Source organism: Streptomyces sp. NBC_01390, assembly GCF_045040105.1.
GTDB lineage: Bacteria > Actinomycetota > Actinomycetes > Streptomycetales > Streptomycetaceae > Streptomyces.
In genome coordinates this window covers 9018478-9044540 of sequence record NZ_CP109551.1, presented here as the reverse complement: position 1 = coordinate 9044540, position 26063 = coordinate 9018478, and the positions used below count along the sequence as shown (strand labels likewise).

At 71.6% G+C, this 26063-nt stretch carries 20 protein-coding genes and 1 pseudogene; 7 read left to right on the top strand and 14 right to left on the bottom strand.

Features of this window, described 5'->3' with window-relative positions; all coding sequences use genetic code 11:
- Positions 1 to 38 precede the first annotated feature (38 nt).
- The gene (locus tag OG241_RS40610) at positions 39 to 596 is read left to right on the top strand and encodes a PH domain-containing protein (RefSeq protein WP_405822805.1); all 558 of its coding nucleotides are present in this window, start codon (positions 39 to 41) and stop codon (positions 594 to 596) included.
- 39 nt (positions 597 to 635) lie between these two features.
- Here the strand turns inward: OG241_RS40610 and OG241_RS40605 are convergent, their stop codons facing one another.
- From OG241_RS40605 to rpsO, 5 genes are all read right to left on the bottom strand, one after another.
- Complete coding sequence (locus tag OG241_RS40605) at positions 636 to 1094, bottom strand: hypothetical protein (RefSeq protein ID WP_405822804.1); 459 nt, start codon at positions 1092 to 1094, stop codon at positions 636 to 638.
- Between the two features lie 8 nt (positions 1095 to 1102).
- A complete protein-coding gene (dapB, locus tag OG241_RS40600; protein ID WP_405822802.1) occupies positions 1103 to 1855 on the bottom strand; it encodes a 4-hydroxy-tetrahydrodipicolinate reductase in 753 nt (250 codons plus the stop codon).
- A 50-nt stretch (positions 1856 to 1905) separates the two neighbouring features.
- A complete protein-coding gene (locus OG241_RS40595; RefSeq protein ID WP_405822800.1) occupies positions 1906 to 3285 on the bottom strand; it encodes a M16 family metallopeptidase in 1380 nt (459 codons plus the stop codon).
- Complete coding sequence (locus OG241_RS40590) at positions 3282 to 5498, bottom strand: polyribonucleotide nucleotidyltransferase (protein ID WP_405822798.1); 2217 nt, start codon at positions 5496 to 5498, stop codon at positions 3282 to 3284. Before OG241_RS40590 ends, OG241_RS40595 begins: the two co-directional genes overlap by 4 nt.
- A gap of 304 nt (positions 5499 to 5802) precedes the next feature.
- Entirely contained in the window at positions 5803 to 6090 is a 288-nt protein-coding gene (gene rpsO, locus OG241_RS40585) for a 30S ribosomal protein S15 (protein WP_189149835.1), read from the bottom strand.
- Positions 6091 to 6368: 278 nt separating this feature from the next.
- Here rpsO and OG241_RS40580 point away from each other — a divergent pair, with 278 nt between their 5' ends.
- The 3 genes and pseudogenes from OG241_RS40580 (at position 6369) to OG241_RS40570 (ending at position 11218) form a co-directional block, all read left to right on the top strand.
- Positions 6369 to 6713 (top strand): DUF397 domain-containing protein, encoded by a 345-nt coding sequence (locus OG241_RS40580; protein ID WP_405822797.1) that lies wholly within the window; start codon positions 6369 to 6371, stop codon positions 6711 to 6713.
- Positions 6714 to 7114: 401 nt separating this feature from the next.
- Positions 7115 to 7294 (top strand): annotated as a pseudogene (locus OG241_RS40575) (hypothetical protein); the annotation flags it as partial.
- Positions 7295 to 7744: 450 nt separating this feature from the next.
- Complete coding sequence (locus tag OG241_RS40570) at positions 7745 to 11218, top strand: AAA family ATPase (protein WP_405826706.1); 3474 nt, start codon at positions 7745 to 7747, stop codon at positions 11216 to 11218.
- An 82-nt stretch (positions 11219 to 11300) separates the two neighbouring features.
- On the opposite strand, the gene OG241_RS40565 is transcribed toward OG241_RS40570, so the two are convergent.
- The 9 genes from OG241_RS40565 to rimP all read right to left on the bottom strand — a co-directional run bounded on the left by OG241_RS40565 (position 11301) and on the right by rimP (position 23747).
- Complete coding sequence (locus OG241_RS40565; RefSeq protein WP_405822795.1) at positions 11301 to 12248, bottom strand: bifunctional riboflavin kinase/FAD synthetase; 948 nt, start codon at positions 12246 to 12248, stop codon at positions 11301 to 11303.
- A gap of 220 nt (positions 12249 to 12468) precedes the next feature.
- On the bottom strand, positions 12469 to 16164 hold the full coding sequence (locus tag OG241_RS40560; protein WP_405822793.1) for a serine protease: 3696 nt from the start codon (positions 16162 to 16164) through the stop codon (positions 12469 to 12471).
- Between the two features lie 254 nt (positions 16165 to 16418).
- Positions 16419 to 17327 carry a tRNA pseudouridine(55) synthase TruB gene (gene truB, locus OG241_RS40555; protein WP_405822791.1) on the bottom strand — a complete coding sequence of 303 codons (909 nt, stop codon included), beginning with the start codon at positions 17325 to 17327 and terminating at the stop codon, positions 16419 to 16421.
- Positions 17324 to 17767 carry a 30S ribosome-binding factor RbfA gene (gene rbfA, locus OG241_RS40550; protein ID WP_405822789.1) on the bottom strand — a complete coding sequence of 148 codons (444 nt, stop codon included), beginning with the start codon at positions 17765 to 17767 and terminating at the stop codon, positions 17324 to 17326. Before rbfA ends, truB begins: the two co-directional genes overlap by 4 nt.
- A gap of 87 nt (positions 17768 to 17854) precedes the next feature.
- Positions 17855 to 18148: a DUF503 domain-containing protein gene (locus tag OG241_RS40545; protein ID WP_405822787.1), complete on the bottom strand. Its 294-nt coding sequence runs from the start codon at positions 18146 to 18148 to the stop codon at positions 17855 to 17857.
- Between the two features lie 345 nt (positions 18149 to 18493).
- On the bottom strand, positions 18494 to 21667 hold the full coding sequence (infB, locus tag OG241_RS40540; protein WP_405822786.1) for a translation initiation factor IF-2: 3174 nt from the start codon (positions 21665 to 21667) through the stop codon (positions 18494 to 18496).
- Between the two features lie 147 nt (positions 21668 to 21814).
- Positions 21815 to 22093, bottom strand: a complete 279-nt coding sequence (locus OG241_RS40535; RefSeq protein WP_405822784.1) for a YlxR family protein — start codon at positions 22091 to 22093, stop codon at positions 21815 to 21817.
- A 98-nt stretch (positions 22094 to 22191) separates the two neighbouring features.
- Entirely contained in the window at positions 22192 to 23217 is a 1026-nt protein-coding gene (nusA, locus tag OG241_RS40530) for a transcription termination factor NusA (protein ID WP_405822782.1), read from the bottom strand.
- 2 nt (positions 23218 to 23219) lie between these two features.
- Positions 23220 to 23747, bottom strand: a complete 528-nt coding sequence (gene rimP, locus OG241_RS40525; RefSeq protein ID WP_405822780.1) for a ribosome maturation factor RimP — start codon at positions 23745 to 23747, stop codon at positions 23220 to 23222.
- 225 nt (positions 23748 to 23972) lie between these two features.
- Here rimP and OG241_RS40520 point away from each other — a divergent pair, with 225 nt between their 5' ends.
- Genes OG241_RS40520 through OG241_RS40510 form a run of 3 tightly spaced genes read left to right on the top strand, consistent with a single transcriptional unit; the run spans position 23973 to position 26037 of the window.
- Entirely contained in the window at positions 23973 to 24554 is a 582-nt protein-coding gene (locus OG241_RS40520; protein ID WP_405822778.1) for a hypothetical protein, read from the top strand.
- A gap of 11 nt (positions 24555 to 24565) precedes the next feature.
- Positions 24566 to 25066 (top strand): ferritin-like domain-containing protein, encoded by a 501-nt coding sequence (locus OG241_RS40515; RefSeq protein WP_405826704.1) that lies wholly within the window; start codon positions 24566 to 24568, stop codon positions 25064 to 25066.
- A gap of 47 nt (positions 25067 to 25113) precedes the next feature.
- Positions 25114 to 26037, top strand: coding sequence for an aminoglycoside phosphotransferase family protein (locus OG241_RS40510; protein WP_405822776.1), 924 nt, complete (start codon positions 25114 to 25116; stop codon positions 26035 to 26037).
- Positions 26038 to 26063: the final 26 nt, after the last annotated feature.

Sequence of the window (26063 nt, the reverse complement as noted above, 5' to 3'; positions counted from 1 at the left end):
GGGCACAGCCCGCGCATGGAACTGAGTGAGGACCAGCCGTGCCCCTGCCCTTCCTGACGGCCGACCACGCCTCCGCCGAGGCCGCGGCCGGTCACGCGCTGCCGTTCGACGACCGTGACCGCTGGCGGCGCCCCTACCGGCCCGGCCCGTGGCGGGTCGGTGCGGCGGCGCTCCTGCTGCTGTTCGCCTCGTACGTGCTGTTCGCGGCGGTCATCATCGCGGCCACCGGCGAGTTGCCCGGTGGCACGGTGTGCCTCGGGGTCGCGCTGGCCGTCATCGCCGTGGCACTGCGGCTGCTGCGCACAGGGGTGTGGGTGAGCGCGTACGGACTGCGGCGGGTGGGATTCTTCGGTACGCGGACGACGCGCTGGGAGAAGGTCGTCGCCGTGCGGACGGCTCAGCAGCCGGTGCGCTGGCTCGGTCTGCCGCGCACCGTGCAGGGGCAGGCGCTGCTCCTCGTACGGCGGGACAAGCCCGCTGGCGACCAGGCACCGCTGCTGGCCACGCACAGCGCCGACTTCCTGGGCCGTACGGAGGCGTTCGACCGGGCCGCGGACAGCGTCGAGGCGTGGGCCGCGGAGTTCGGCCGGGGTTAGGCGCCGGGGTGCGGCCCGGGACTCAGGCGGTCTGGGTACTCAGGCGGTCTGGGCCGGGGACTTGCCGGCGTGGAGGGCGATCGCGCGTTGCATCGCCTTGCGGGCGCGCGGTGTGTCGCGGGCGTCGTGGTAGGCGACGGCCAGGCGGAACCAGTTGCGCCAGTCGTCGGGGGCCGACTCCGTCTCGGCCTTGCGCCTGGCGAAGACCTCGTCGGCCGAGTCACGGTCGACCCGGCCGCTCGGGGTGCGCCTCAACTCGTCGACGGGCAGGCCGCCCTCGGCTTCGAGTTCGGTGGCGAGGCGGTTGGCGTCGCGGACGAACTGCGTGTTCTTCCAGAGGAACCACACGCCGATCCCGGGCAGGATCAGGACCGCCACGCCGAAGGTGACGGTCAGGAGTGTGCCGGCCTGTATGAGCATCACCCCACGGCTGCCGACCAGGACGAAGTAGAAGACCAGGACGACGGCCGTGAGGGCGTAGGAGAGTTTCGCGCGCATGAGGTCCCTCAGCCGAGGTCGAGGAAGTGTTCCAGGCCGAAGGTGAGGCCCGGGGTGTCCACGACGCGGCGCGCGCCGAGCAGGATGCCCGGCATGAAGCTGCTGTGGTGGAGCGAGTCGTGGCGGACGGTCAGCGTCTCGCCCTCACCGCCCAGCAGTACCTCCTGGTGGGCCAGGAGGCCGCGCAGGCGTACAGAGTGCACGGGCACCCCGTCCACGTTCGCGCCCCGGGCACCGTCCAGCGCCGTCACCGTGGCGTCCGGCGCCGGAGCGGAACCCGCCTTGGCCCGGGCCTCGGCGATCAGCTGCGCCGTACGGGCGGCCGTGCCGCTGGGCGCGTCCACCTTGTTCGGGTGGTGCAGCTCGATGACCTCGACCGACTCGAAGTAGGGCGCCGCGATCTGCGCGAACTTCATGGTCAGTACGGCCCCGATGGAGAAGTTGGGCGCGATGAGCACGCCTGTCTCCGGGAACTGGACCAGCCAGCCGGTGAGCTGCGCGAGGCGTTCGTCGGTCCAGCCGGTGGTGCCGACGACCGCGTGGATGCCGTGGCGCACGCAGAAGTCGAGGTTGCCCATCACCGAGGCAGGGGTGGTCAGTTCGACCGCGACCTGGGCCCCGGTGTCGACGAGCGTCTCCAGCTTGTCGCCCCGGCCGAGGGCCGCGACCAGTTCCATGTCCTCGGCGGCCTCGACCGCCCGTACCGCCTCGGCCCCGATACGGCCGTTGGCGCCGAGGACCGCCACGCGCAGCTTGCTCATCTTCTTGCTTCCTTACCGGACGGATAGCGGGTGTGGAGCGGATACGGCTGTCAGGCGACGGCCTCGTGCAGACGCGCGGCCTGCTTGTCCTTGAGCGGGCCGATGACCGCCAGCGACGGACGCTGTCCCAGGATCTCGTGGCCGACCTCACGGACCGCGTCCGGGGTGACCTCGGCGATCCGGGCCAGCATGTCGTCGACGGACATCTGGTCGCCCCAGCACAGTTCGCTCTTTCCGATACGGTTCATCAGCGCGCCCGTGTCCTCCAGGCCGAGGACCGTCGAGCCGCGCAGCTGGCCGATGGCGCGGCCGATCTCCTCGTCGGAGAGGCCGTGCTCGGCAACCTGGTCGAGTTCGTCGCGGCAGATCTTCAGCACGTCGTGAACCTGGGACGGCCGGCAGCCCGCGTACACGCCGAAGAGGCCGCAGTCAGCGAACCCGGACGTGTACGAGTAGACGCTGTACGCCAGTCCGCGCTTCTCCCGGACCTCCTGGAAGAGGCGCGACGACATCCCGCCGCCGAGGGCCGTGTTGAGCACTCCCAGTGCCCAGCGGCGATCGTCCGTGCGGGCCAGGCCCGGCATGCCGAGGACGACATGGGCCTGCTCGGTCTTGCGGCCGAGGTGTTCGACGCGGCCGGTCGTACGGAGGCTGCGGCGGCCGTCGCGCGGGGCGATGGGTGTGGCGTCGAGCCGCCCCAGGGCGCCCGCCTTCTCGAAGGCCGCGCGGACCTGACGTACGACCTTGTCGTGGTCGATGTTGCCGGCCGCCGCGACGACGAGGTGGGTGGGGTCGTAGTGCTTCTTGTAGAAGCGGCGGATGCGGTCCGCGGTGAGGGCGTTGACCGTGTCGACAGTGCCGAGGACCGGGCGGCCGAGCGGGGTGTCGCCGAGCATGGTGTGCGCGAACAGGTCGTGCACACAGTCGCCCGGGTCGTCCTCCGTCATCGCGATCTCTTCGAGGATGGCACCGCGCTCGACGTTGACGTCCTCTTCGAGGATCAGGGAGCCCGTGAGCATGTCGCAGACGACGTCGATGGCGAGCGGGAGGTCGGTGTCGAGCACGCGCGCGTAGTAGCACGTGTACTCCTTCGCCGTGAACGCGTTCATCTCGCCGCCGACCGCGTCGATCGCGGAGGAGATGTCCAGCGCCGACCTGCGCTTCGTGCCCTTGAAGAGCAGGTGCTCCAGGTAGTGCGTGGCGCCGTTCAGGGTCGGGGTCTCGTCGCGGGAGCCGACGTGGGCCCAGATGCCGAAGGTCGCGGAGCGGACCGACGGCAGGGTTTCGGTGACGATGCGCAGGCCGCCCGGGAGGGTGGTCTTACGGACCGTGCCGATGCCGTTGGTGCCCTTGATCAGGGTTTGCGTACGGGCAACGGCCCGCGCCTCCGAAGAGGTGCGGGCCGTCGCCGTGGAGCTGCTCGACGTCACTGGTCGGTGTCGTCCTTCTTCTCTTCGTCGCCTTCACCCTCGATGACCGGGATGAGGGAGAGCTTGCCGCGGGAGTCGATCTCGGCGATCTCGACCTGGACCTTGGAGCCCACGCCGACAACGTCCTCGACGTTCTCCACGCGCTTGCCGCCGGCGAGCTTACGGATCTGCGAGATGTGCAGCAGTCCGTCCTTGCCCGGGAGCAGCGACACGAACGCACCGAAGGTCGTCGTCTTCACGACGGTGCCCAGGTAACGCTCGCCGACCTCCGGCATGGTCGGGTTGGCGATCGAGTTGATCGTGGCGCGCGCGGCCTCGGCCTGCGAACCGACCTGGGCACCGATGTAGATGGTGCCGTCGTCCTCGATCGTGATCTCGGCGCCGGTGTCCTCCTGGATCTGGTTGATCATCTTGCCCTTCGGGCCGATGACCTCACCGATCTTGTCCACGGGGATCTTGACGGTGATGATCCGCGGGGCGTTCGGGGACATCTCGTCCGGCGTGTCGATCGCTTCCATCATCACGTCGAGGATGTGGAGGCGGGCGTCACGGGCCTGCTTGAGAGCGGCGGCCAGGACGGAGGCGGGGATGCCGTCCAGCTTGGTGTCGAGCTGGAGGGCGGTCACGAACTCCTTGGTGCCGGCGACCTTGAAGTCCATGTCACCGAAGGCGTCCTCCGCACCGAGGATGTCGGTGAGGGCGACGTAGTGCGTCTCGCCCTTGATCTCCTGGGAGATCAGGCCCATGGCGATACCGGCGACGGGGGCCTTCAGCGGCACACCGGCGTTCAGCAGCGACATGGTGGAGGCGCAGACCGAGCCCATGGACGTCGAGCCGTTGGAGCCGAGGGCCTCGGACACCTGACGGATCGCGTAGGGGAACTCCTCGCGCGTGGGCAGGACCGGCACGATCGCGCGCTCGGCGAGCGCGCCGTGGCCGATCTCGCGGCGCTTGGGGGAGCCCACGCGGCCGGTCTCGCCGACGGAGTACGGCGGGAAGTTGTAGTTGTGCATGTAGCGCTTGCGCGTCACCGGGGAGAGGGTGTCGAGCTGCTGCTCCATACGGAGCATGTTGAGGGTGGTGACGCCCAGGATCTGGGTCTCGCCACGCTCGAACAGCGCCGAGCCGTGCACGCGCGGGATGGCCTCGACCTCGGCGGCGAGCGTACGGATGTCCGTGACACCTCGGCCGTCGATGCGGACCTTGTCCTTGATGACGCGCTCACGGACCAGAGCCTTGGTCAGCGAGCGGTACGCGGCGGAGATCTCCTTCTCGCGGCCCTCGAACTGCGGGAGCAGCTTCTCGCCGGCGAGACCCTTGACGCGGTCCAGCTCGGCCTCGCGGTCCTGCTTGCCCGCGATGGTGAGCGCCTGGGAGAGCTCGTCCTTGACGGCGGCGGTGAGCGCCTCGAAGACGTCGTCCTGGTAGTCGAGGAAGACCGGGAACTCGCCAGTGGGCTTGGCAGCCTTGGCGGCGAGGTCGGCCTGGGCCTTGCAGAGGACCTTGATGAAGGGCTTCGCGGCGTCCAGACCGGCGGCGACGACCTCCTCGGTCGGCGCCTCGGCGCCGCCCGCGATCAGCGTGATGGTCTTCTCGGTGGCCTCGGCCTCGACCATCATGATCGCGACGTCGCCGTCCTCCAGGACGCGACCGGCGACGACCATGTCGAAGACGGCGTCCTCGAGCTCGGTGTGCGTCGGGAACGCGACCCACTGGCCGTTGATCAGCGCGACGCGAACGCCGCCGATCGGGCCGGAGAAGGGCAGACCGGCCAGCTGCGTCGACGCGGAGGCGGCGTTGATCGCCACGACGTCGTACAGGTGATCGGGGTTGAGCGCCATGATCGTGGCGACGACCTGGATCTCGTTGCGCAGGCCCTTCCTGAAGGACGGGCGCAGCGGGCGGTCGATGAGGCGGCAGGTGAGGATCGCGTCCTCGGAGGGCCGGCCCTCACGGCGGAAGAAGCTGCCGGGGATCTTGCCGGCGGCGTACTGCCGCTCCTCGACGTCCACCGTCAGGGGGAAGAAGTCGAGCTGGTCCTTGGGCTTCTTGGAGGCGGTGGTCGCCGACAGCACCATGGTGTCGTCGTCCAGGTACGCCACGGCGGAACCGGCGGCCTGCCTGGCCAGCCGGCCCGTCTCGAAGCGGATGGTGCGGGTGCCGAAGGAACCGTTGTCGATAACGGCCTCGGCGTAGTGGGTCTCGTTCTCCACTAGCGTTTTCTCCGATACATTTTCGTCTTTTGTCCCGTCCTGCCCGTGTGGCAGAGGGACGTGGGGTCGGAGAAGCGCGCCTTCTGATTGCGGGCCGGTCTTCGATCGAAGCACCCGGGAGTCGGTTCCCGGGGGCCACTACCGAGGACCGGCGGCGGCGAGGTGCACTTCTCCTCGTTTGTGTCCTGCGTGTGCGTCCTGCGTATTGCGTTGTGCTACCACACTACAAAGAGGTGGTGACACTCCGCACGTACAGCAAAGGGAGCGGCCCCCTAAAAGTGGGAACCGCTCCCTCCACGGCGTGTTACTTGGCGCCCGCCGCACCGCGGCGGATGCCGAGGCGGTCGACCAGCGCACGGAAGCGCTGGATGTCCTTCTTCGCCAAGTACTGGAGAAGGCGGCGACGCTGACCGACGAGGATCAGCAGACCACGACGGGAGTGGTGGTCGTGCTTGTGCGTCTTGAGGTGCTCGGTCAGGTCCGAGATACGGCGCGAGAGCATCGCGACCTGGACCTCGGGGGAGCCGGTGTCGCCCTCCTTGGTACCGAACTCGCTGATGAGCTGCTTCTTCACTGCGGCGTCGAGCGACACGTGTACTCCTCGTAAGTCTCTGTAGAGCCACCGAGCGCCCCTGGTCCACATCTCAGGGGATCTTCTGTTACTCGGGAGGCGGGAATCCGCTGCGCGCCGCCTCCGGAGTGAGTGACTCCAGGGGTGCGTACACAAACGGCCGTCGCCCAGGATACCAGCAGGCAGCGGCCGTCTTCACCGCGTGTGCAAACAGCCCGGACGGGCCGGGCTCGGCCACTAGGGTGAGAGCACAGACCGTAGTTGTCATATCACGTACGTCGGGAAGGGGTCGCTTCGCCATGGCGGAGGTACAGGGCGCACCGGGCTCACAGGATGAGGACGTCAAGGCGCGCAAGGAGCGGGAGCGGGACGAGCTGTACTCCCTCGACATCTCGGGCGTCGAGTGGCACGGCGCTCCGGGCACCGAGGAGCACGAGGAGCGGGTCGAGATCGCGTATCTCCCCGAGGGCGCGGTGGCCATGCGGTCGTCCCTGGACCATGACACCGTCCTCCGTTACACGGAGGCGGAGTGGACGGCCTTCGTGCTCGGGGCACGCGACGGGGAGTTCGATCTGGAGCCGACGGAACTCAATGGCGGGCTCGCCGCGGGTGCCGGTACTGATTCGGGTGGGGACGTGGAGTAGTTCGCTCAGCCGTCCTGAGCGAGGGGTCCCAGGGGCGGGGCCGGTGCGGTGCGCCGGTCCCGCCCCTTCTTTCTTGCGCTTTTTGTTGCGCTTTTCCGCGAAGTGCGTTGTCAGAGGGGCCGCCTACTATGCATGTGAGGTTATGGCGCCGGTCGGACAGATGTCGTAGCGGTCCTGTCAACTCTCTTGCCGGAGACGGCGGTTCGAGTACGGACGGGATCGGTTCCGGTCAGGCTGTGACGCAATGGACGGTCACTGAGGGGTGGCCGGGCCTGCCGGGTCAGGGGTCGTGGTGATTAGGCTGGGAGAGGCGCGACGCCAGAACCCGTGGACCGGGCGCCGGCGTACCGGGGGGAAAGCCGGGCAGATCGGACGACCTCCAGCGTCCGACGCCGGACGACGTGGACACGATCCACGGGCCGGCTTCGGACGAGACGAATACAGACGAGAAATGGTCGCCCAGCACGGCACGAGGGTGCTCGACCACACCAGGAGGAATTGTGAACAGCGATCCGGACGGGATCCGCGGGGGCTGGGCCACACCCGGCGATGACCAGTCCGACGCGGAGTCCGCCAGCGAGATGACGGGCGAGTTCACCATCGATTACGCGACGCCTGCCTGGTACACGCAGAACGCGTCGGGAGGGTCGGGGGCGTCGGGGGACGAGTCGAGTGCCGAATCGGATGCCGAGGCGAGCGCCGAGTCGGCCGATGCCGCGGACACAGGTGTGGATGCGGACGCGGATGTAGACGCTGACGCGGCTGCTGATGCGGCTGTGGATGCTCCTTCGGGTGCCGGGGCGGCGGGTTCCGTACCTGGTTCCACTCCGGCGGTGGGTGCTCCTCCCGCAAGTGCTGTGGCTGTGCCCCGGCTGCCGGTGAGCGGTGGTTTCCAGCCTGCGGCGCCGCAGGGTGGAGTTCCGGGTGGGCCCGCGAGCCCCACGGCAGTCCCCAGCTTCCCTGCGGGCGGATTCCCGACCCAGTGGACCCCTCCGGTACCGCCGACCCCTCCTGCTCCGCCGGCTGATGTGGTGGGGGACGGTGACCTGGAGAGCGGCTCGACGATGCGGATCTCCCCTGCCGCCGCGCGGCGCGAGTCCGTGGAGCAGGCCGCCGGCGAGGTCCCTCAGGAGCCGGTGGTCGCGGCTGAGACCGACGTTGAGTCCGGTCACTCCGGCCAGTTCGCGGGGAGTGTCCCGGAGTCCGTGGATGACCTGGCCGAGCCCGTGGGGGAGGCCGAGGGAGAGAGCGACGAGGGTACGGGGGTTGGCGAGGTCACCGAAGAGGTGAGCGGCGCCGGTCCCCAGCCCTCGGAGGACGAGCCTACGGATCAGGACGCCCCCGAGTACGCCGTACCGCCGCAGGCCGTCGAACTCACGGACGCGGAGGCCCAGGCGCAGGACGCCGAGCTCGTCGATGCGACGTCGGCCGCAGTGGAGCCCGAGGAATCTGTGACCACGGCGTCGGTGGACGCCGAGCCCGAGCAGGCGGAGCACGAGGCTGCCGCCGAGCCCGAGCCCGAGGATGCGGAGCCCGAGGTCGCCACGGAATCCGAGGACGCGCTGCCGGTGCCGGACGCTGTCGATGACGTACAGGACTCCGTCCCGGTCGTGCCCGCGCGGGACTCGGTGCCCAGCGCACCGTTCAACATGCCTCCGCTTCCGGAGGGTGCGCCCGGGACCGTGCCGCCCTCGTGGGCTCCCGCCCCGACGTCTCAGGGCGGGTTGCCGCCGCTGCCTCCGTCATTCCAGCCGGCGGCACCTGCTCCAGCGGGACAGTGGCCCGCGCAGCCGCACGCTCAGCCGCCCGCGCAGCCGGAAGCAGCTCCTGTTCAGCCCCAGGCCGCGTCGGCGCAGGGCCAACCTCAGCCTCCGGCCGTTCCGGGCGCCCTGCCGCCCGTACCGTCGCCGCAGCCTCCGTTCCAGCCGCAGGCCCCGCAGCCCGCGCCCGCCGCGTGGAACGCTCCCCCACAGGCACCGGGTCCGGCCACCCCGCAGGCGGGGTACGGCTTCCCGCCTCCCCACCCGACCGCCCAGGCCACGGCCCCGGGTGAGCCACCCGTCGGCCCCGGACTCCCGCCCCAGACAACTCCGGCAGCTCCCACCGGCCCCAACATCCAAGCGGGGTACGGCTTCCCGCCCCCGGCCCCGACCGCCCAGGGCAGCTACAGCTTCCCCCAGCCAGGCGCACCCGTCACGAACCCTGCAGGCCCCAACTCCCAGGCCGGCTACGGGTTCCCGCACCCCGGCAACCCAGCCCCAGCCCCGAGCACGTCTGCCCCCACGTCGGACGCCTCGCCCGCCGGATACGGATTCCCGCACCCCGGCGCCCCGGCGCCCAGCCCGGCGGGCCCGGCACCTACAGGTCCCCAGCCCCAGGGCGACTACAACGTCCCCCAACCAGGCGCACCCACCCCGAACCCGCCGGGCCCCAACGCCCAAGCCGGCTACGGATTCCCACACCCCGGCAACCCGGCCCCCGCGCCGGACGCCGGTGCAGCCGGATACGGGTTCCCTCCCCCGGCAGCACCGGGCACCGGCCCGGCCGAGGTGGCGCCGAGCGCCCCTGTGGCCGCCCCGAACACCCCCCCGGCGGGGTACGGCTTCCCGCCGCCCCCCGGACCGGCGCCCACGGCACCCCACCCCCAGTCGGGCGCACCCGTCCCGAACCCGGCAGGCCCCAACGCCCAAGCCGGATACGGATTCCCGCACCCCGGTAACCCAGCCCCAGCACCAGCCCCGAGCACGCCGGACGTCTCGGCCGCCGGACATGGCAGCCAGGGCCCGGCCGCTGCCCCTCACTCCCAAGGCGCCCCCGGCTTCCCCCAGCCCGCCGGCCCGCCTGCGGCTCCCGCTCCCCCTGCTCCGGCACCCGCCGGCAACGCCGGGCCCCCGCCCCCCGCCCCGGCGTCCGATCCCCAGGACGGGTACGGCTTCCCGCCACCCGCCGGGTCCCCCGTGCCTCCGCAGCCCGGGTACGGATTCCCCTACCCGGGGCAGCCCGCCGCGCCCGGAGGGTATGGGTTCCCCTTCCCGCAGGCGTCCCCGCATCAGGCGCCGCAGCCCGAGCCGCCCCAACCGCAGGCCGGGCCTCAGCCGCCCTCGCCTGTGCCGGGACAGGTCCCGGGTGCCGTTCCCGCGTCGCCGCCGCAGCCGGTGTACGGGCAGCCCATGCCCGGCCCGGAGGGTGGCGTTCCCGGGGTTCCGCAGGCCGCGCCGCAGCCGCCCGTGGATCCGCGTACGGGGGCCGCCTGGCCGCAGGCCATCCAGCACGACCAGCGGCAGATGACCAACCCCGGTGCCGCGCCGCTCGGTTACACCGCCGCCGTCGAGCTGTCCTCCGACCGGCTGCTCAACAACAAGAAGCAGAAGGCGAAGAGCGGCCGGCCCGCGGCAGCGCCCTCCCGGTTCAAGATCGGCGGCAAGAAGGAGGAGGCCGAGCGCCAGCGCAAGCTCGAACTGATCCGTACGCCGGTGCTGTCCTGCTATCGCATCGCCGTCATCAGCCTCAAGGGCGGTGTCGGAAAGACCACCACGACCACTGCGCTCGGCTCGACCCTCGCCACCGAGCGGCAGGACAAGATCCTCGCCATCGACGCCAACCCCGACGCCGGCACGCTCGGCCGTCGTGTGCGGCGCGAGACCGGGGCCACCATCCGTGACCTCGTCCAGGCGATCCCGTACCTCAACTCGTACATGGACATCCGGCGGTTCACGTCCCAGGCGCCGTCCGGTCTGGAGATCATCGCCAACGACGTCGACCCGGCCGTCTCCACCGCCTTCAACGACGAGGACTACCGGCGCGCGATCGACGTACTGGGCAAGCAGTACCCGGTCATCCTGACCGACTCCGGTACCGGTCTGCTCTACAGCGCCATGCGCGGCGTACTCGACCTCGCCGATCAGCTGATCATCATCTCGACGCCGTCCGTCGACGGTGCCAGCAGCGCCAGTACGACGCTGGACTGGCTGTCCGCGCACGGGTACGCGGATCTGGTCTCGCGGTCCCTCACCGTCATCTCGGGAGTGCGCGAGACCGGCAAGATGATCAAGGTGGAGGACATCGTCTCCCACTTCGAGACGCGCTGCCGGGGCGTCATCACCGTGCCCTTCGACGAGCATCTCGCCGCCGGCGCCGAGGTCGACCTCGACATGATGCGGCCCAAGGTGCGCGAGGCCTACTTCAACCTCGCGGCGATGGTCGCCGAGGACTTCGTACGGCACCAGCAGATGCACGGGCTGTGGACGTCGGACGGCAACCCGCCCCCGGTCGCCGCCCCGCCGATGCCGGGACACCAGCAGCAGTTTCCGGGCCAGCCGGCGCAGGGGCAGCCGTACCCGGCGGCCCCGCCGGCTCCGGGACAGGGCCAGCAGTACCCGCCGCCGCCCGGTCAGCCCGGGCAGTACCCGCCGCCGCCCCAGCCCGGCCACCCGTACCCGCCACAGCCGCCGTACGGCTACCCGCCTCAGCCGGGGCAGCCCTACCAGCCGCCTCAGCAGCAGTAAGCGGGAGGAACAGACAACAGGGAAGGCGGCCGGTGCCCTTGGGCACCGGCCGCCTTCCCTGTTGTCTGCTGCCCGCTCGGCGCTATTCCGCCGCCGTGATCAGGTCGCGGCACTTCTTCACGTCCTCGGAGATCTGGACGAGCAGCGCGTCCAGCGAGTCGAACTTGGCCTGGCCTCGCACGAACGCCAGGAAGTCGACGGCGACATGCAGACCGTACAGATCAAGACCCAGACGGTCGATGGCGTACGCCTCCACCGTCCGCTCCGTGCCGTCGAACTGCGGGTTCGTGCCGACGGAGATCGCAGCCGGCATCACCTCGCCGTCCGCGTGCAGCCAGCCCGCGTAGACGCCGTCGGCCGGGATCGCGGTGTGGGGCAACGTCTCGACGTTGGCGGTGGGGAAGCCCATTTCACGGCCGCGCTGGGCGCCTCGGACCACAACGCCCTCCACGCGGTGCGGGCGGCCGAGGATCTCGCCGGCGCCCGCCACGTCACCCTCGCCGACCAGGCGACGCGTCAGCGTGGACGAGAACGGCTCGCCGCCGCCCGCCTCACCCGACACGTACAGGTCGACGACCTCGACCTCGAAGTCGTAGGTGCGGCCGAGTTCGGTCAGGAGCTCCACGTTGCCGGCCGCCTTGTGGCCGAAACGGAAGTTCGGACCCTCGACGACGGCCCGGGCGTGCAGCTTGTCGACCAGGACCTTGACCACGAAGTCGGCAGGAGAGAGCTTCGAGAACTCCTTGGTGAAGGGGAGGACGAGCACGGCGTCGACACCCAGCTCGGCCATCAGTTCGGCGCGGCGGTGGTGCGGGGCCAGCAGCGGCGGGTGGCTGCCCGGCCGCAGGACCTCGCTTGGATGCGGGTCGAACGTGACGACGACCGAGGGAACGCCCAGCTCACGGGCGCGCGCAACGGCGTGCCTGACGATCAGCTGGTGTCCGCGGTGGACTCCGTCGTAGGAGCCGATGGTGACGACGCTGCGTCCCCAGTCCTCGGGGATGTCCTCCAAGCCACGCCAGCGTTGCACTGTGACCGCTCCTCGTCGAACCCGTGTCCGTGTCTGCCTCTTACGCAGGCCTTCTTACGCAGGTCTAAGGGTGCCATGCCGAACGCGCCCCGCTCGCATCGGCATGGGGGCTGTGACGGGGCGCACGTGACTGATTGTCGACTGTCGCCGCAGATGTCACGGGAGATGCCCCTGGAGTTGTCGCTGGAGATGTCGCTGGAGACGGGGCTTCGGACCACGTCTAGGCGGGGACCCGTACGCCCGCCAGGTTCTCGATCATGCGGCGGGTGCTGGGGCCTACCACGGTCGCCCACTCCCCGGGAGTGTCGGCCAGCCAGCCCGCCAGCGACACCGCGAATCCGGGTACCCGCCTGCTCAGTTCGACCAGGACGCAGTCGAAACGCGTCGCACCCTCCGGAGTACGCACGAGAAGCAGCCCGCAGCGGTGCACCAGGCCCCGGGTGCGCAGCTCTCCGTGGCGGGCCGAGTCCTTCGCGGTGGCCCGGAGCAGGGCGTCGAGGACGGTGGGGTCGTGCTCCCGGGTCAGAAGGGCTTCGAGGAGTTCGTGGCGGAAGGGGCGGGAGACGGGGGCCCCGGGCGCGGCGAGCACGGTCGCGAGGGCCGCGCGTACCGATGGCGGGCCGTCGTCGAGGAGGCCGGTGACCAGCGGGAGGAGTACGGGCCGGACGGTGGGGCCGTGGTCCAGGCGCCGGTCCACGTACGCGGCCATGTGGCCGGCGGTCCCCGGGTGCCGCTCCACCACCTCCCGTACGAGGGCGGCGACCCGGCGGGCCGAGGCGGGGGGCGTGACATCGGCGAGGGTGCGCAGGGTGTCGCCCGCCTCCGGGCCGAGCAGCCTGGCCCGGAACGCGTCGAGGACGGGCTCCGGGTGGGTCGCGAGCGCGACGACCAGGGCGCCCGGCGGGAGGTGCGGGTCGCCGGCCGTGAAGTGCCGCAGTGCCTGCGGGAGATGGCGGGCGCGGGTGGCCGGATCTCGGACGAGGAGTGCGAGCGCTCCGCCGTGCAGGGTTCGGTCGGTGGGGCGGGCGAGCAGCGCGAGGGCCGCGGAGCGCAGAAGGTCGCGATCGGCCTCCGTACGCGCATGAGGTGCGACGCGCGGTCCGTACGCCACCGCCGCGACCCGCCGGGCCGGCCGCTCGTCGTGCGCCCACCGGGCCACGGCCCGGCAGACGGCGGACGGCTCCTCCTCGGCGAGCACGGCGAGGAGTTCGTCCCCGCGCCGGTGAGCGCTGTCGACGAGCACTTCGATCAGGCCGTCCAGGGCCCGGTGGCGATGGGTGTGGAGCAGCGCCTGAGCGGCGGTGGCCACGGTCGCGTCCGGTGTCGCGGGCAGCGGACTGTCGTCGTCGAACCAGCGGGCGAGGAGCGGTTGTACGGCGACGGGGTCGGTGGCGAGCAGCTGGGCGACGGCGTCCAGGTAGCGGGGCTGGTCGGACCGGCCCGGAGGTTCGTCACCGACGACGAGCCTGCGGAGCAGGTCGAAGCGGCCGACTTCGGGAAGCAGGAGCGCCGTCCAGAAGGAGGGCCCCAACTCCGGCGGCACCGCCCGGTTCTGCCGGCGGCGGGCCACGATGTGGTCGGCGAGGAGGCGCAGGACGTGCGTGTACGGGGTGGCGTCGGGGACGTGCCGGAGTACGTCGGTGAGGAGGTGGGTCGCCCACCAGTCGGAGGCCGACGGGCGGGGTACGGACCCGGACCCGGGGTACAGGGCCTGCACCAACTCCCGCAGGCGGGACGCCAGTTCGGGAGTGCCGTGCTGGCGGGCGAGGAGCAGCAGCGACTGGACCACCGGTCCGATGCGGTGGTGCGGCACGGGGACGGGGGCCGTGTCCCCGGCGTTCTCCGGGCGGCGCCGGTGGACCAGGGCGTGCAGCGCCTCGTCCACGTCCAGGTGTGCGCCCTGGATCCAGTCGGCGAGTTCCTCGTGGGCGAAGCGGTAGCCGGTGCCGGCGGGGACGAGGAGCCCCTCGGTGAGGACGGCGGAGGCCCAGCCAGTGCCGCCGCCCAGCCGGGCCGGTGCGGGGCCCCAGGGGAACACGGACTCGAAGGACACGCGGTCCAACTCGCCCTGTCCGGGGCCCAGACTGCGGCGGGCGGCCTCATGGACCTGACCCGACACCTTGGCGGCGAGGCGGCGCACGGAGGTGCCGCGCAGGCCGTTCTCGACGGCGAGGCGGACGGCGATGCGGAGGCACATCAGGTCGAGGTAGGCGGTGAAGACGTCGTGGCGGTCGAGCCGGGGGGTGGGGGTGCAGGGGTCGTCGGGGAGTGCGGGGAGTGCGGCGCGGACCTCGGAGAGCAGGCGGAGGGTGAGGGGGTGGCGGGCGTCCTGGGGGGTGAGGGCGGTCGGCGGGACGCCGTAGCAGGCCTGGGCCTGGTGGGCTTCGGCTTCGGTGAGGTCGGTGAGGAGGAGGTGGCGGTGCTGCGGGGGGTGGGGCGGGCGCTCGGGGTTTTCGCCCCCGCCGCCCCTGCCCGTGCCGTCCCCGGGGGCTGGGCCCCCAGACCCCCCTTCGGCCTGAACGGCCTCGTCCTCAAGCGCCGGACGGGCCGAATGTGTGCCCCCTGTCTGCTCCCAGTACTCCGGGCGGCAGGCCATCACGAGGCGCGCGTTTGTCTCCTGGAGCCAGTTCTCCGTGGCCCTCGTCCAGTCCTGGGCGCGGTGGGCCAGGACCGGGGGCATCTCCTCGGGGCCGTCGAGGAGGAGCAGAAGGGGGCGGCCCGAGGTGTGGGCGAGGCGGGCCAGGCGTTCCGGGGTGATGTCGCCCAGGTCCGTGTCGCGCCCGGCCGACGCGGCCACGATCCGGCCCGCCCGGTCCAGCGCGCGGCGGGCCGCGTCCGCCACCGAGGTGTCCTCGTCGCGCAGGTCGGCGCCGCGCAGCCACAGGGTGGGGGCCGGATCCGGGTCCCGGTGGCGGCGGGCGGCGAGGGCCGCGAGTTCCGTCGTACGGCCGCTGCCCGGGGCCCCGACCAGGCCGAGGACTACGGCCGGGCTCTCGTGCTCGGCGGTGAAGGCCTTCAACTCCCTTGCCAGTTCCGCCCGTTCGACCGGTTCGACCACGGGGGTGCCGTCGGCCGCGCCGCCCGTGGCACGGCCCACGAAACCCGCCAGCGCGCCCGGCGGTCCGTCCGAGCCCACTGAAGTGGCCGTCAGTTCCAGGACGCCCGCGAGATTGAGGTCGACGCCGTAGGCGGGCACCGTCGCCGCGTTGCGGGCCAGGAGTTCGGTGAGCGGGCCCGGGCTGTCCGCGAGCCGGCCGCGCAAGGGAAGTGCGAAACCGGCGGCACGGTGTCCGGCCGGTTCTCCCGGCCCGTCCGTGGGCTGCGGGAGCAGGGCGGTGCCCAGGACCGCCAGCACCGCCCCCGTCGTACGGTCGAGCACCGGCCCTCCGGCCGCGCCGCCGCCCAGCCGCAGCGCGTCGCTGCCTGCCGTGCCGATCGCCAGCTCAAGGGCGTCCGGGAGGAGATGGAAGCGGTCCGTGGCCGTGTACGTGACGTCGGTCGTGCCGAGCACACGCGCCTCACGCCAGCCGCCCGCCGCGATCCGTACGTACGTGCCCGTCGCGACGCGGATCCGTGCGGAGACGGGGACCGGGGCCACGCCCAGGCCCTGGGTGTGCACAAGGGCCAGGCCGAGGTGCGGAAGGGGGGTCACGGCGTCCGCCGCCGACACCACGCAGGTACGGTCCGCGGCGCCGTGCACGACCAGCCGGGCCAGGCCGTCGACCGCCTCGTGGCTGGTGATCAGCGTGCCGTGGTGGTCCGCGACGAAACCCATGCCCCGCGGGCGTCCGGCCAGGTCGCACACGCGCACGAGCCACTCGTCGGCAGCTTCGGCAGCGGTCCCGCCGTCCCGCGCTTCTCGCGCACCGGCCGACGGCCGACGGCCGCCCCCGGCACGCGGGCCCCGTCCCGCCATCGTCGTCCTCCCCGTCATACACGCGAGCCTGCGTACGCACGCGTCTACTACGACGGTAGGCAACCGATGATCAGCAGGACAGGGAGTGCGGCGAACGCGCCCCCTTCCGCCCCCTCGGTTCACTCCGAGCGCCTGCCCGGACGGGTGAATGCATCGCGACGGATGGATACACCTTGGGTGGGGGAACCGAGGGGGAACCGTGGAGCGGCGGGAACGTGTCCCCGTGATCGCCGCTCCACGGCTCGGCCAAGGTCTCAGACGAAGACCGCGAGGCTCTTCGCCTTGCCCTTCTCCTCCTCCACCAGGGCGAGGAACTGCCCGGCGGGGTCGAAGACAGCCACGGCGCCGACTCCCGTGTACTCCTCGGGCATCTCCAGCCGTACGCCGTTCGTCAGCAGGCGCGCCCGCCGCTCGTCCACGTCCCAGCGCGGGAACGCGGCGGTGGCCGCCTCGGCGATCGGCATCACCGTCAGCTCCTCCTGCAACTGGTCGAGTGTCCGGGCCGTGTCCAGCTTGTACGGGCCGACCCGCGTCCTGCGCAGCGCGGTGAGGTGACCGCCGACCCCGAGGTCGGCGCCCAGGTCCCGGGCCAGCGCACGGATGTACGTACCGGAGGAGCACACCACCGACACGACCAGGTCGACCACGGGGGTGCCGTCGGCCGCGACCGCCTCCCGGACGTCGTACACCGCGAAGGAGGAGACCGTGACCGGGCGGGCCGGGATCTCGAAGTCCTCGCCCTCACGGGCCCGTTTGTAGGAGCGCACGCCGTCGATCTTGATGGCGCTCACCTTGGACGGCACCTGCATGATGCGGCCGGTCAGCTTGGCGACACCGGCGTCGACGGCCTCGCGGGTGACCGCGGAGGCGTCGGTGGAGGAGATGATCTCCCCCTCGGCGTCGTCCGTGAGCGTGTTCTGTCCGAGGCGGACGGTGCCCACGTACTCCTTCTCGGTCAACGCGAGGTGACCGAGGAGCTTGGTCGCCCGCTCCACCCCGAGGACGAGTACGCCCGTGGCCATGGGGTCGAGGGTGCCGGCGTGTCCGACGCGGCGGGTCCTGGCGATCCCGCGCATCTTGGCGACCACGTCGTGCGAAGTGAAGCCCGACGGCTTGTCGACAATGACAAGTCCGTCGGGCGTCCTGGTGTTCTTCTGCGTCATTCGGCGGTGTCGTCCTCGTCGTCAGGCTTCTTGTACGGGTCCGCGTCACCGGCGAACGCGGCGCCCGCGGACGCCTGGCGCACCTGTGCGTCGGAGGCACGGGCCTTGTCGAGGAGGTCCTCGATCTTCTTGGACGTGTCCGGGAGCGCGTCCGCGACGAAGGTCAGGGTCGGCGTGAACTTCACGCCGGCGGCCTGGCCGACCGCGGAGCGCAGCACGCCCTTGGCGCTCTCCAGGCCGGCGGCTGCCGCTGCCCGCTCCTCCTCGCCCCCGTACACCGTGTAGAAGACGGTCGCCTCCCGGAGGTCCCCGGTGACCCGGGTGTCCGTGATGGTGACCTGGGTGCCGAGCCGCGGGTCCTTGATCCCGCGCAGCAGCTTCTTGGCCACCACCTCTCGGATGAGGTCAGCCAACCTCTTCGCCCGCGCGTTGTCGGCCACTGGTCCGTCTCCCGTTCTTTCTGTTCTGCGTTCTCGCAGGTCGTTCGTCTGTGTGCGGCTGTGCGTCCGCCCGGCCGGTCGCCGCCGTCAGTCGTCGTCGCCGTGGAGGCGCCGTCGTACGGACAGCAGCTCCACCTCGGGACGACCGGCGACCAGCCGCTCGCACTGGTCCAGCACCTCGGTGATGTGCCCCACGTCCCCGGCCACCACCGCCAGGCCGATGCCGGCTCTGCGGTGCAGGTCCAGGTGTTCGACCTCGGCCGCGCTCACCGCGTACTTGCGCTGGAGTTCGGCGACGATCGGACGGACGACGGAGCGCTTCTCCTTCAGCGAGCGTACGTCGCCGAGCAGGAGGTCGAAGGACAGAGTCCCCACGTACATGTGTGTATCCGGATGTCCCGCCGGTACGGGATCGATGGCCCCGCCGACGGTGTGGGCGGGGACATCGAGAACGGTACAACGATCGGGCCGGCGGCTCGACGGGATTGTTCTCGCCCCCGCCGCCCCTACCCGTCCCATCCTCGGGGGCGCTGCCCCCGAACCCCCGCTCCTCAAACTCCCCCAGAGGGGGGACCCCCAAGAGGCTGGTATGTCAGCCCGTCCGACGTTTGAGGACGAGGCCCCTTCAGGGCCGACAGGGGGGTCTGGGGGCGCAGCCCCCAGCACACGGCCAGGCTGGCCGGCGGGGACTTGCCCCGCCAGCCAGCCTGATCACGCACAGCCTGCTCAGCCGCGCGGCTTCTCCCGCATCTCGTACGTCGCGATGACGTCGTCGACCTTGATGTCGTTGAAGTTGCCGAGGTTGATACCGCCCTCGAACCCTTCGCGGATCTCGGTGACGTCGTCCTTGAAGCGACGCAGACCGGAGATGGTGAGGCTCTCCGCGATGACCTTGCCATCGCGCAGCAACCGCGCCTTGGTGTTGCGCTTGACCTCGCCGGAGCGGACCAGCACACCGGCGATGTTGCCCAGCTTGGACGAGCGGAAGACCTCGCGGATCTCCGCCGTACCGAGCTCGACCTCTTCGTACTCCGGCTTGAGCATGCCCTTGAGGGCCGCTTCGATCTCCTCGATGGCCTGGTAGATCACCGAGTAGTAGCGGACGTCGACGCCTTCGCGCTCCGCCATCTGCGCCGCGCGGCCCGCAGCGCGGACGTTGAAGCCGATGACGATGGCGTCGGAGCCGGTCGCCAGGTCGATGTCCGACTCGGTGACGGCACCCACACCGCGGTGCAGGACGCGGATGTCGACCTCTTCGCCGACGTCGAGCTGGAGCAGCGAGGACTCGAGAGCCTCCACCGAACCGGATGCGTCGCCCTTGATGATGAGGTTGAGTTCCTGCACCAGACCGGCCTTGAGGGCCTCGTCCAGGTTCTCCAGGGAGAACCGGACACCCCGGCGGGCGAAGTTGGCGTTGCGCTCGCGCGCCGCCCGCTTCTCGGCGATCTGACGCGCCGTACGGTCCTCGTCGACAACCAGGAAGTTGTCGCCGGCGCCCGGGACGTTGGTGAGACCGAGGACGAGGACCGGGGTCGAGGGACCCGCCTCTTCCACGTTGTCGCCCTTGTCGTCGAGCATCGCGCGGACACGGCCGTACGCGTCGCCGACCACCATGGTGTCGCCGACCCGCAGGGTGCCTCGCTGGACCAGGACGGTCGCGACGGCGCCGCGGCCCTTGTCCAGGTGGGACTCGATCGCAATACCCTGCGCGTCCTGCTCCGGGTTGGCCCGCAGGTCGAGCGAGGCGTCCGCGGTGAGGACCACGGCCTCCAGCAGGCTCTCGATGTTGAGGCCCTGCTTGGCGGAGATGTCGACGAACATCGTGTCGCCGCCGTACTCCTCGGCCACGAGCCCGAACTCGGTGAGCTGACCGCGCACCTTGGTCGGGTCGGCGCCCTCGACGTCGATCTTGTTGACCGCGACCACGATCGGCACACCGGCCGCCTTGGCGTGGTTCAACGCCTCGATCGTCTGGGGCATCACACCGTCGTTGGCCGCCACCACGAGGATCGCGATGTCGGTCGACTTGGCACCACGGGCACGCATGGCGGTGAACGCCTCGTGACCCGGGGTGTCGATGAAGGTGATGCGACGCTCTTCGTCGTTGACGACGGTCGCGACCTGGTAGGCACCGATGTGCTGGGTGATGCCACCGGCCTCGCCCGCGACGACGTTCGTCTTGCGGATGGTGTCGAGGAGGCGGGTCTTACCGTGGTCGACGTGACCCATGACGGTCACGACCGGCGGACGCGCGACGAGGAACTCCTCGCCACCCTCGTCCTCACCGAACTCGATGTCGAAGGACTCGAGCAGCTCGCGGTCCTCCTCCTCGGGGCTGACGATCTCGAGGACGAAGTTCATCTCGTCCGCGAGGAGCCTCAGCGTCTCGTCGGAGACGGACTGCGTGGCAGTGACCATCTCGCCGAGGTTCATCATCACGCCGACGAGCGACGCCGGGTTGGCGCCGATCTTCTCGGCGAAGTCGGTCAGGGAAGCACCTCGCGACAGACGGACGGACTGTCCGTTGCCGCGCGGCAGCATGACGCCGCCGACCGACGGGGCCTGCATGGCCTCGTACTCCTGGCGCCTCTGACGCTTCGACTTGCGACCACGACGCGCGGGACCGCCGGGACGACCGAAGGCGCCCTGCGTGCCACCACGGGCACCCGGACCACCGGGACGACCGCCGAAGCCGGGACGACCGCCGCCGCCACCACCGGGACCACCCGGACGGCCGGCGAAACCGCCGCCACCGCCACCGGGGCCACCGGGACGGCCGGCGAAGCCGCCACCGCCACCACCGGGACCGGCCGGACGGCCGGCGAAACCGCCACCGCCACCACCGGGACGACCGGCGCCACCGCCACCGGGACCGCCGGGACGACCGCCGCCGCCACCGGGACCGCGGCCACCAGGGCCACCGCCGGGACGCGGGCTGCCCGCAGCGGGACGCTGCGGCATCATGCCGGGGTTGGGACGGTTGCCGCCGGGGCCGCCGCCGGGACGCGGAGCGCCACCGGGACCACCCTGCGGACGGGGCATGCCGCCCGGGGACGGACGGCCGCCGCCCGCACCCTGCGGACGCGGAGCACCCTGACCGCCACCGGCACCCTGCGGACGCGGAGCGCCGCCGGGGGCACCAGGACCACCCTGACCACCGGGACGCGGGGCGCCCTGCGGACGGGGCGACTGGGGACGCGCCATGCCGGTGGAACCACCGGACGTGAAGGGGTTGTTGCCCGGACGGGGACCGGCCGGACGGGCACCACCGGGACGCGGAGCGCCCTGGCCGGCCGGACGCGGGGCGCCCGGACGCTCGCTACGGCCCTGGCCACGGTCCTGACCGCGGTCCTGGCCCTGACCCTGGCCACGGTCCTGACCGGGACCGGCGGGACGGGCACCAGTGGGACGCGGGGCACCGGGACGGGCACCGCTGGGACGCGGGGCCTGCGCGGCGGCCGGAGTGACCGGGGCCGACGGCGGAGCGGTGAACTCCGGCGTGGTCGGCGCCGGGGTGACCGGCTTCGGCGCGGGCTTGGGACCCGGCGTCGGGCGTGAGCCCTGGGGGGCCGGCGCGACCGGAGTGACCGGGGCGCTCGGCGCTGCGGGAGCCGCGGGGGCCTCGGCCGCAGCGGGCTTGGGAGCCGGCGGCCGCGGGGCAGCCGGACGGGCCGACTGCGCCGGGGAGGGCGCGCCGGGCTTGGGGGCAGCCTTGCGCGGGGCGCCGGGCTTGGCGCTGCTCCCGCCCTGGAAGGCGTCTGTCAACTTGCGTACTACCGGCGCCTCGATCGTCGAGGATGCCGATCGGACGAATTCACCGAGTTCCTGGAGCTTGGCCATGACAGCCTTGCTCTCCACCCCGAACTCCTTGGCGAGTTCGTATACCCGGACCTTAGCCACTTCGCTCCTTTTAGGTCCGGGTTGCGGCCGGACCGTCGCTACTTCATGGGCGTACTCATCGCGTGCTCATCGAGTGCTCATCGCAATCTCGACCTACTTCCAACTCGCGGGGGTACCAGAGCCGCACGGGGTTCCGCGCGACACGTCCTACGGTGTTGCCTCTTCGACGTACCGGCGCAACGCCACCACGTCGAGAGTTCCCGGGGCACGCAGTGCCCGTGGGAACGCCCGGCGGCGGACCGCCAGGTCGAGGCAGATCAGGGCGGGGTGCACGTACGCACCCCGGCCGGGCAGCGTACCGCGATGATCGGGGACGCATTCACCCTCGACCGCCACGATGCGCAGCAGATCCTTCTTGGCCGCTCGCTCCCGACACCCCACACAGGTGCGTTCAGGGCATGCGCGGGCACGCGTCCGGCCAGACACTCCTAAGTCTACCTCCCCGAAACGACCTCACCCCTTTGGGGCAACAATCGAACGGTTGTTGTCGTGATCTCAGCCACCTGCGGCTTGGATCTATTCCTCTAGCGCTCGCGGGGCCGCTCAGCGGGCCGCTCGGACGCCTGGTCGGACGGCTGCTCGGTGTCCGGGCGGATGTCGATCCGCCAGCCGGTCAGCCGGGCCGCGAGCCGGGCGTTCTGGCCCTCCTTGCCGATCGCCAGCGACAGCTGGTAGTCGGGGACCGTCACGCGCGCGGAACGGGCGGCGAGGTCGACGACCTCGACCTTGTTGACCCGAGCGGGGGACAGCGCGTTCGCCACCATGTCGGCCGGGTCGTCCGACCAGTCGACGATGTCGATCTTCTCGCCGTTCAGCTCGGCCATGACGCTGCGCACCCGGGCGCCCATGGGGCCGATGCAGGCCCCCTTGGCGTTCAGTCCGCTGCGCGTCGACCGGACGGCGATCTTCGTACGGTGCCCGGCCTCGCGCGCGATGGCCGTGATCTCCACCGAACCGTCGGCGATCTCCGGGACCTCCAGCGCGAAGAGCTTCTTCACCAGGTTGGGGTGCGTGCGCGAGAGGGTGACGGACGGGCCGCGCACGCCCTTCGCCACTCGCACGACGTACGACCGCAGCCGCAGCCCGTGCTGGTAGTTCTCCCCGGGGACCTGCTCCTGCACCGGCAGGATGGCCTCCAGCTTGCCGATGTCCACCAGCACGTTCTTCGGGTCGCGGCCCTGCTGGACGACGCCGGTGACGATGTCACCCTCGCGGCCCGCGTACTCGCCGAGCGTCGCGTCGTCCTCGGCGTCCCGCAGGCGCTGCAGGATGACCTGCTTGGCGGTGGTGGCGGCGATCCGGCCGAAGTCCGACGGGGTGTCGTCGAACTCGCGTGCCTCCTGCCCCTCCTCCAGCTCCTGGGGGTCCTCCTTCGCCCACACGGTCACATGACCGGTCTCCCGGTCGAGCTTCACGCGCGCGTGGCGGCGGCTTCCGTCGGTGCGGTGGTAGGCGATGAGGAGGGCCGACTCGATCGCCTCGACCAGCAGGTCGAAGGAGATCTCCTTCTCCCGCACCAAGCCCCGCAGGGCACTCATGTCGATGTCCACGGCTACGCCTCCTCTTCTTCCGTCATGTCCTGCTCATCCTGCTTGTCGTTCTTGTCCTTGCGGTTGAACTCGACCTGGACGCGGGCCTTGTCGATGTCGCCGAAGGCGAGCCTGCGGGCGGTGGCCTTTCGGCCCTTCACGCCCGGCACTTCGAGGTCCATGCCCTCGTCGTCCACGGTCAGGATCCTGGCGACCAGTTCGCCGCCCTCGGTGAGCTGGAAGCGCACCAGGCGTTCGAGGGCACGTACGTAGTGCCGGTGCTCGGTGAGTTCGCGCTCGGCGCCGGGGGTACCGACCTCCAGGGTGTACTCCCCCGCACCCATCGCGTCGGTCTCGTCGAGCTTCGCCGAGAGCGCGCGGCTCACATCGGCGATCGCGTCCAGATCGGCGCCGTCGTCGGAATCGACGACGACCCGCAGCACTCTCTTGCGCCCGATTGACTCCACTGCGATCTCTTCGAGATCGAGACCCTGCGAGCTGACGAGCGGCTCCAGGAGCTCTCGAAGCCTCTCGCTCTGGGTGGTGCTCATCCGGGTGACTCCTCGGCCGCGTGTGCTGTTGTGGGTAGGTCGCGTGTCAGGTCAAAGGGTATCCGGTCCCAGGGGGTGTTGCCGTCCACCGGGACGCCGCCGGCCGCCCGGCTGCGCCGGTGGCGGCTGCTGGGCCGGGGCGCGGGTACGGTGATCACGGGCGTGCTGCCCTCCCGTGACATTCCGCGGTCTCCCGTTCGTACGAGCCCTCCGAGGACGTCTGCCGTGCCGTTCCCCCCGCCGTCGCGCACCCCGCCGGGAACCTCTCCGGGTCCGCGCCGAAGGACCCTGCTCGCCTCGGCCGCGGGCGCCGCTCTCCTCGTGGGCTGCACCGCCGAGCCCGACTCGACGGTCACCAGCGCCGGCAGTCCGTCGGTCGCCGAGCGCACGCGCGCGCGTGCGGCCCGCGACAGCACGAACCTCGTACAGCAGTACGACGCGGCGATCGCCGCGTTCCCGGTGCTGGCGGAGCGGCTGTCGGAGCTGCGGGCGGAGGCCGTACGGCACGCGAAGGCGTTCGGGGGCGGCGAACCGACCCCCACGCCGACCCCCACACGCACGCCGACCCCCACACCCACATCGACGCCCCCATCGACATCGACGTCGTCAGCCGCGTCACCTTCGGCTCCCGGGGTGCCGGCCAGCGCGCAGGACGCCGTCGCCGGACTCGTCGCCGCCGAACGGACCCTCGTGGACCGGCGCACGAAGGCGCTGCTCGACGTGCCGGGTGAGCTGGCGCGGGTGCTGGCCTCGGTCGCGGCGGCCGGGGCCGCGCATGTGTATCTGCTGACGGAGGGCATGAAGTGAGCGGGGCGAAGGTGAAGAAGACGGAGCAGGCGGAGAAGGCCGAGAAGGACTACGCCGAGGTGACCGCGCTCCAGGCCGCCCTGGCCGCCGAGCACGCGGCGGTGTACGGGTACGGAGTGGTCGGCGGGCTGATCGGCGAGGTCCGCCGGACCGAGGCGAGGGCCGCGTACGACGCCCATCGGGCCCGGCGCGACGAGCTGGCGCGCACGGTACGGGCCCTCGGGAGCAAGCCGGTGGCGGCGGCGCCCGGTTACGCCCTGCCGTTCCCCGTGGCGGACTCCGACGCCGCCGTCCGTCTCGCGGCGGAGCTGGAGGAGCGGGTCGCCGGGGTGTACTCCGACCTGGTCCGGGCGGCCGAGGGCGAGCGGCGCCGTGCGGGGGCCGACGCGCTGCGGGAGGCCGCGGTGCGGGCGGTGCGCTGGCGGGGCGGGAGCGTACCCTTCCCAGGGCTTGCCGAGCGGGCCGGCTCCTCGTCGGCACCGGCCACGGCGCCGGGGACACCCTCGGCGTAGCCCGAACCGCATACCGCGTACCGCGCACCGGAAGGAACGACTCGCGCATGGCTTTCGAACCGCCGCCCCGTCTGGTGAGGGCGCTCGGCGAGACGGTACCGGACGGTGACGACTGGCTGGCGCGGCTGCCCGCAGCTGCTCAACAGGCCCTGGATCTACGCGTGTTGACCATGGAACGGGTGCAGGTTCCGGGCGGTCGGAGCAGCCTGGTGATGCTGGTGCGGCGGGCTGACGACGCGCCCGCCGTCCTGAAGCTCGCACCGCGCCGGGCCCGGCCGGAGAGCGAGCGCGCGGCGCTGGCCCACTGGGGCGGGGCGGGCGCGGTGCAGTTGCTGGAGCCGTCCGCGGACGCCATTGGTTCAACCGGCGAGGGTGTGCTGTTGCTGGAGCGGCTGCATCCGGATGTGTCGGTGCGGTCGCTGCCCGAGGCGAAGGCCTTGCTGGAGGCGGCGGGGACGCTGCGGCGGCTGTGGGTCGAGCCGCCCGCCGGGTCAGCGGCGGTGTTCGAGACCGTGGCCGCGCGGACCGGTCGCCAGGCGGAGGCGATGGCGGCGAGCGCCGGCGCGGACCCGCAGGTGGCGCCGCTGGTCGAGACGGCACTTGCCGCACGTACGGAGTTGCTGGTCGCGCCGCCTGAGGCGCGGTTGCTGCACGGCACGTTCCGGCAGAGCAAGGTGCTGGCCGCGGAGCGGGCGCCGTGGCTGGCGGTGGGGCCGGATCCGGTGGTCGGTGAGTGCGCGTTCGATTTGGCGCGACTGGTCCGGGACCGGGTGGAGGATCTGATCGCGTCCCCCTCGGGAGCGGCGATCACTCGGCGCCGGGTGAAACGGCTTGCCGAGTCGTTGGACGTGGATCAGGAGCGGCTGCGGGGGTGGACGCTGTTCCGGGCTGTGGAGTCGGGGGTTCGGGCACGTCGTGTGGGGCGTGTGCGGGATGCGGAGTTGTTGCTGGAGTTCGCCGGGTGGCTTTGAGGCTGCCGTGGCTTTGAGGTTTTGCG

What these genes read in the sequence shown, in the direction of transcription:
- OG241_RS40605 (WP_405822804.1), bottom strand. Translation starts at nt 1,094, where the DNA reads ATGCGCGCGAAACTCTCCTACGCCCTCACGGCCGTCGTCCTGGTCTTC.
- dapB (WP_405822802.1), bottom strand. Translation starts at nt 1,855, where the DNA reads ATGAGCAAGCTGCGCGTGGCGGTCCTCGGCGCCAACGGCCGTATCGGG.
- OG241_RS40580 (WP_405822797.1), top strand. Translation starts at nt 6,369, where the DNA reads ATGGCGGAGGTACAGGGCGCACCGGGCTCACAGGATGAGGACGTCAAG.
- OG241_RS40560 (WP_405822793.1), bottom strand. Translation starts at nt 16,164, where the DNA reads ATGGCGGGACGGGGCCCGCGTGCCGGGGGCGGCCGTCGGCCGTCGGCC.
- truB (WP_405822791.1), bottom strand. Translation starts at nt 17,327, where the DNA reads ATGACGCAGAAGAACACCAGGACGCCCGACGGACTTGTCATTGTCGAC.
- OG241_RS40545 (WP_405822787.1), bottom strand. Translation starts at nt 18,148, where the DNA reads ATGTACGTGGGGACTCTGTCCTTCGACCTCCTGCTCGGCGACGTACGC.
- rimP (WP_405822780.1), bottom strand. Translation starts at nt 23,747, where the DNA reads ATGAGCACCACCCAGAGCGAGAGGCTTCGAGAGCTCCTGGAGCCGCTC.
- OG241_RS40510 (WP_405822776.1), top strand. Translation starts at nt 25,114, where the DNA reads ATGGCTTTCGAACCGCCGCCCCGTCTGGTGAGGGCGCTCGGCGAGACG.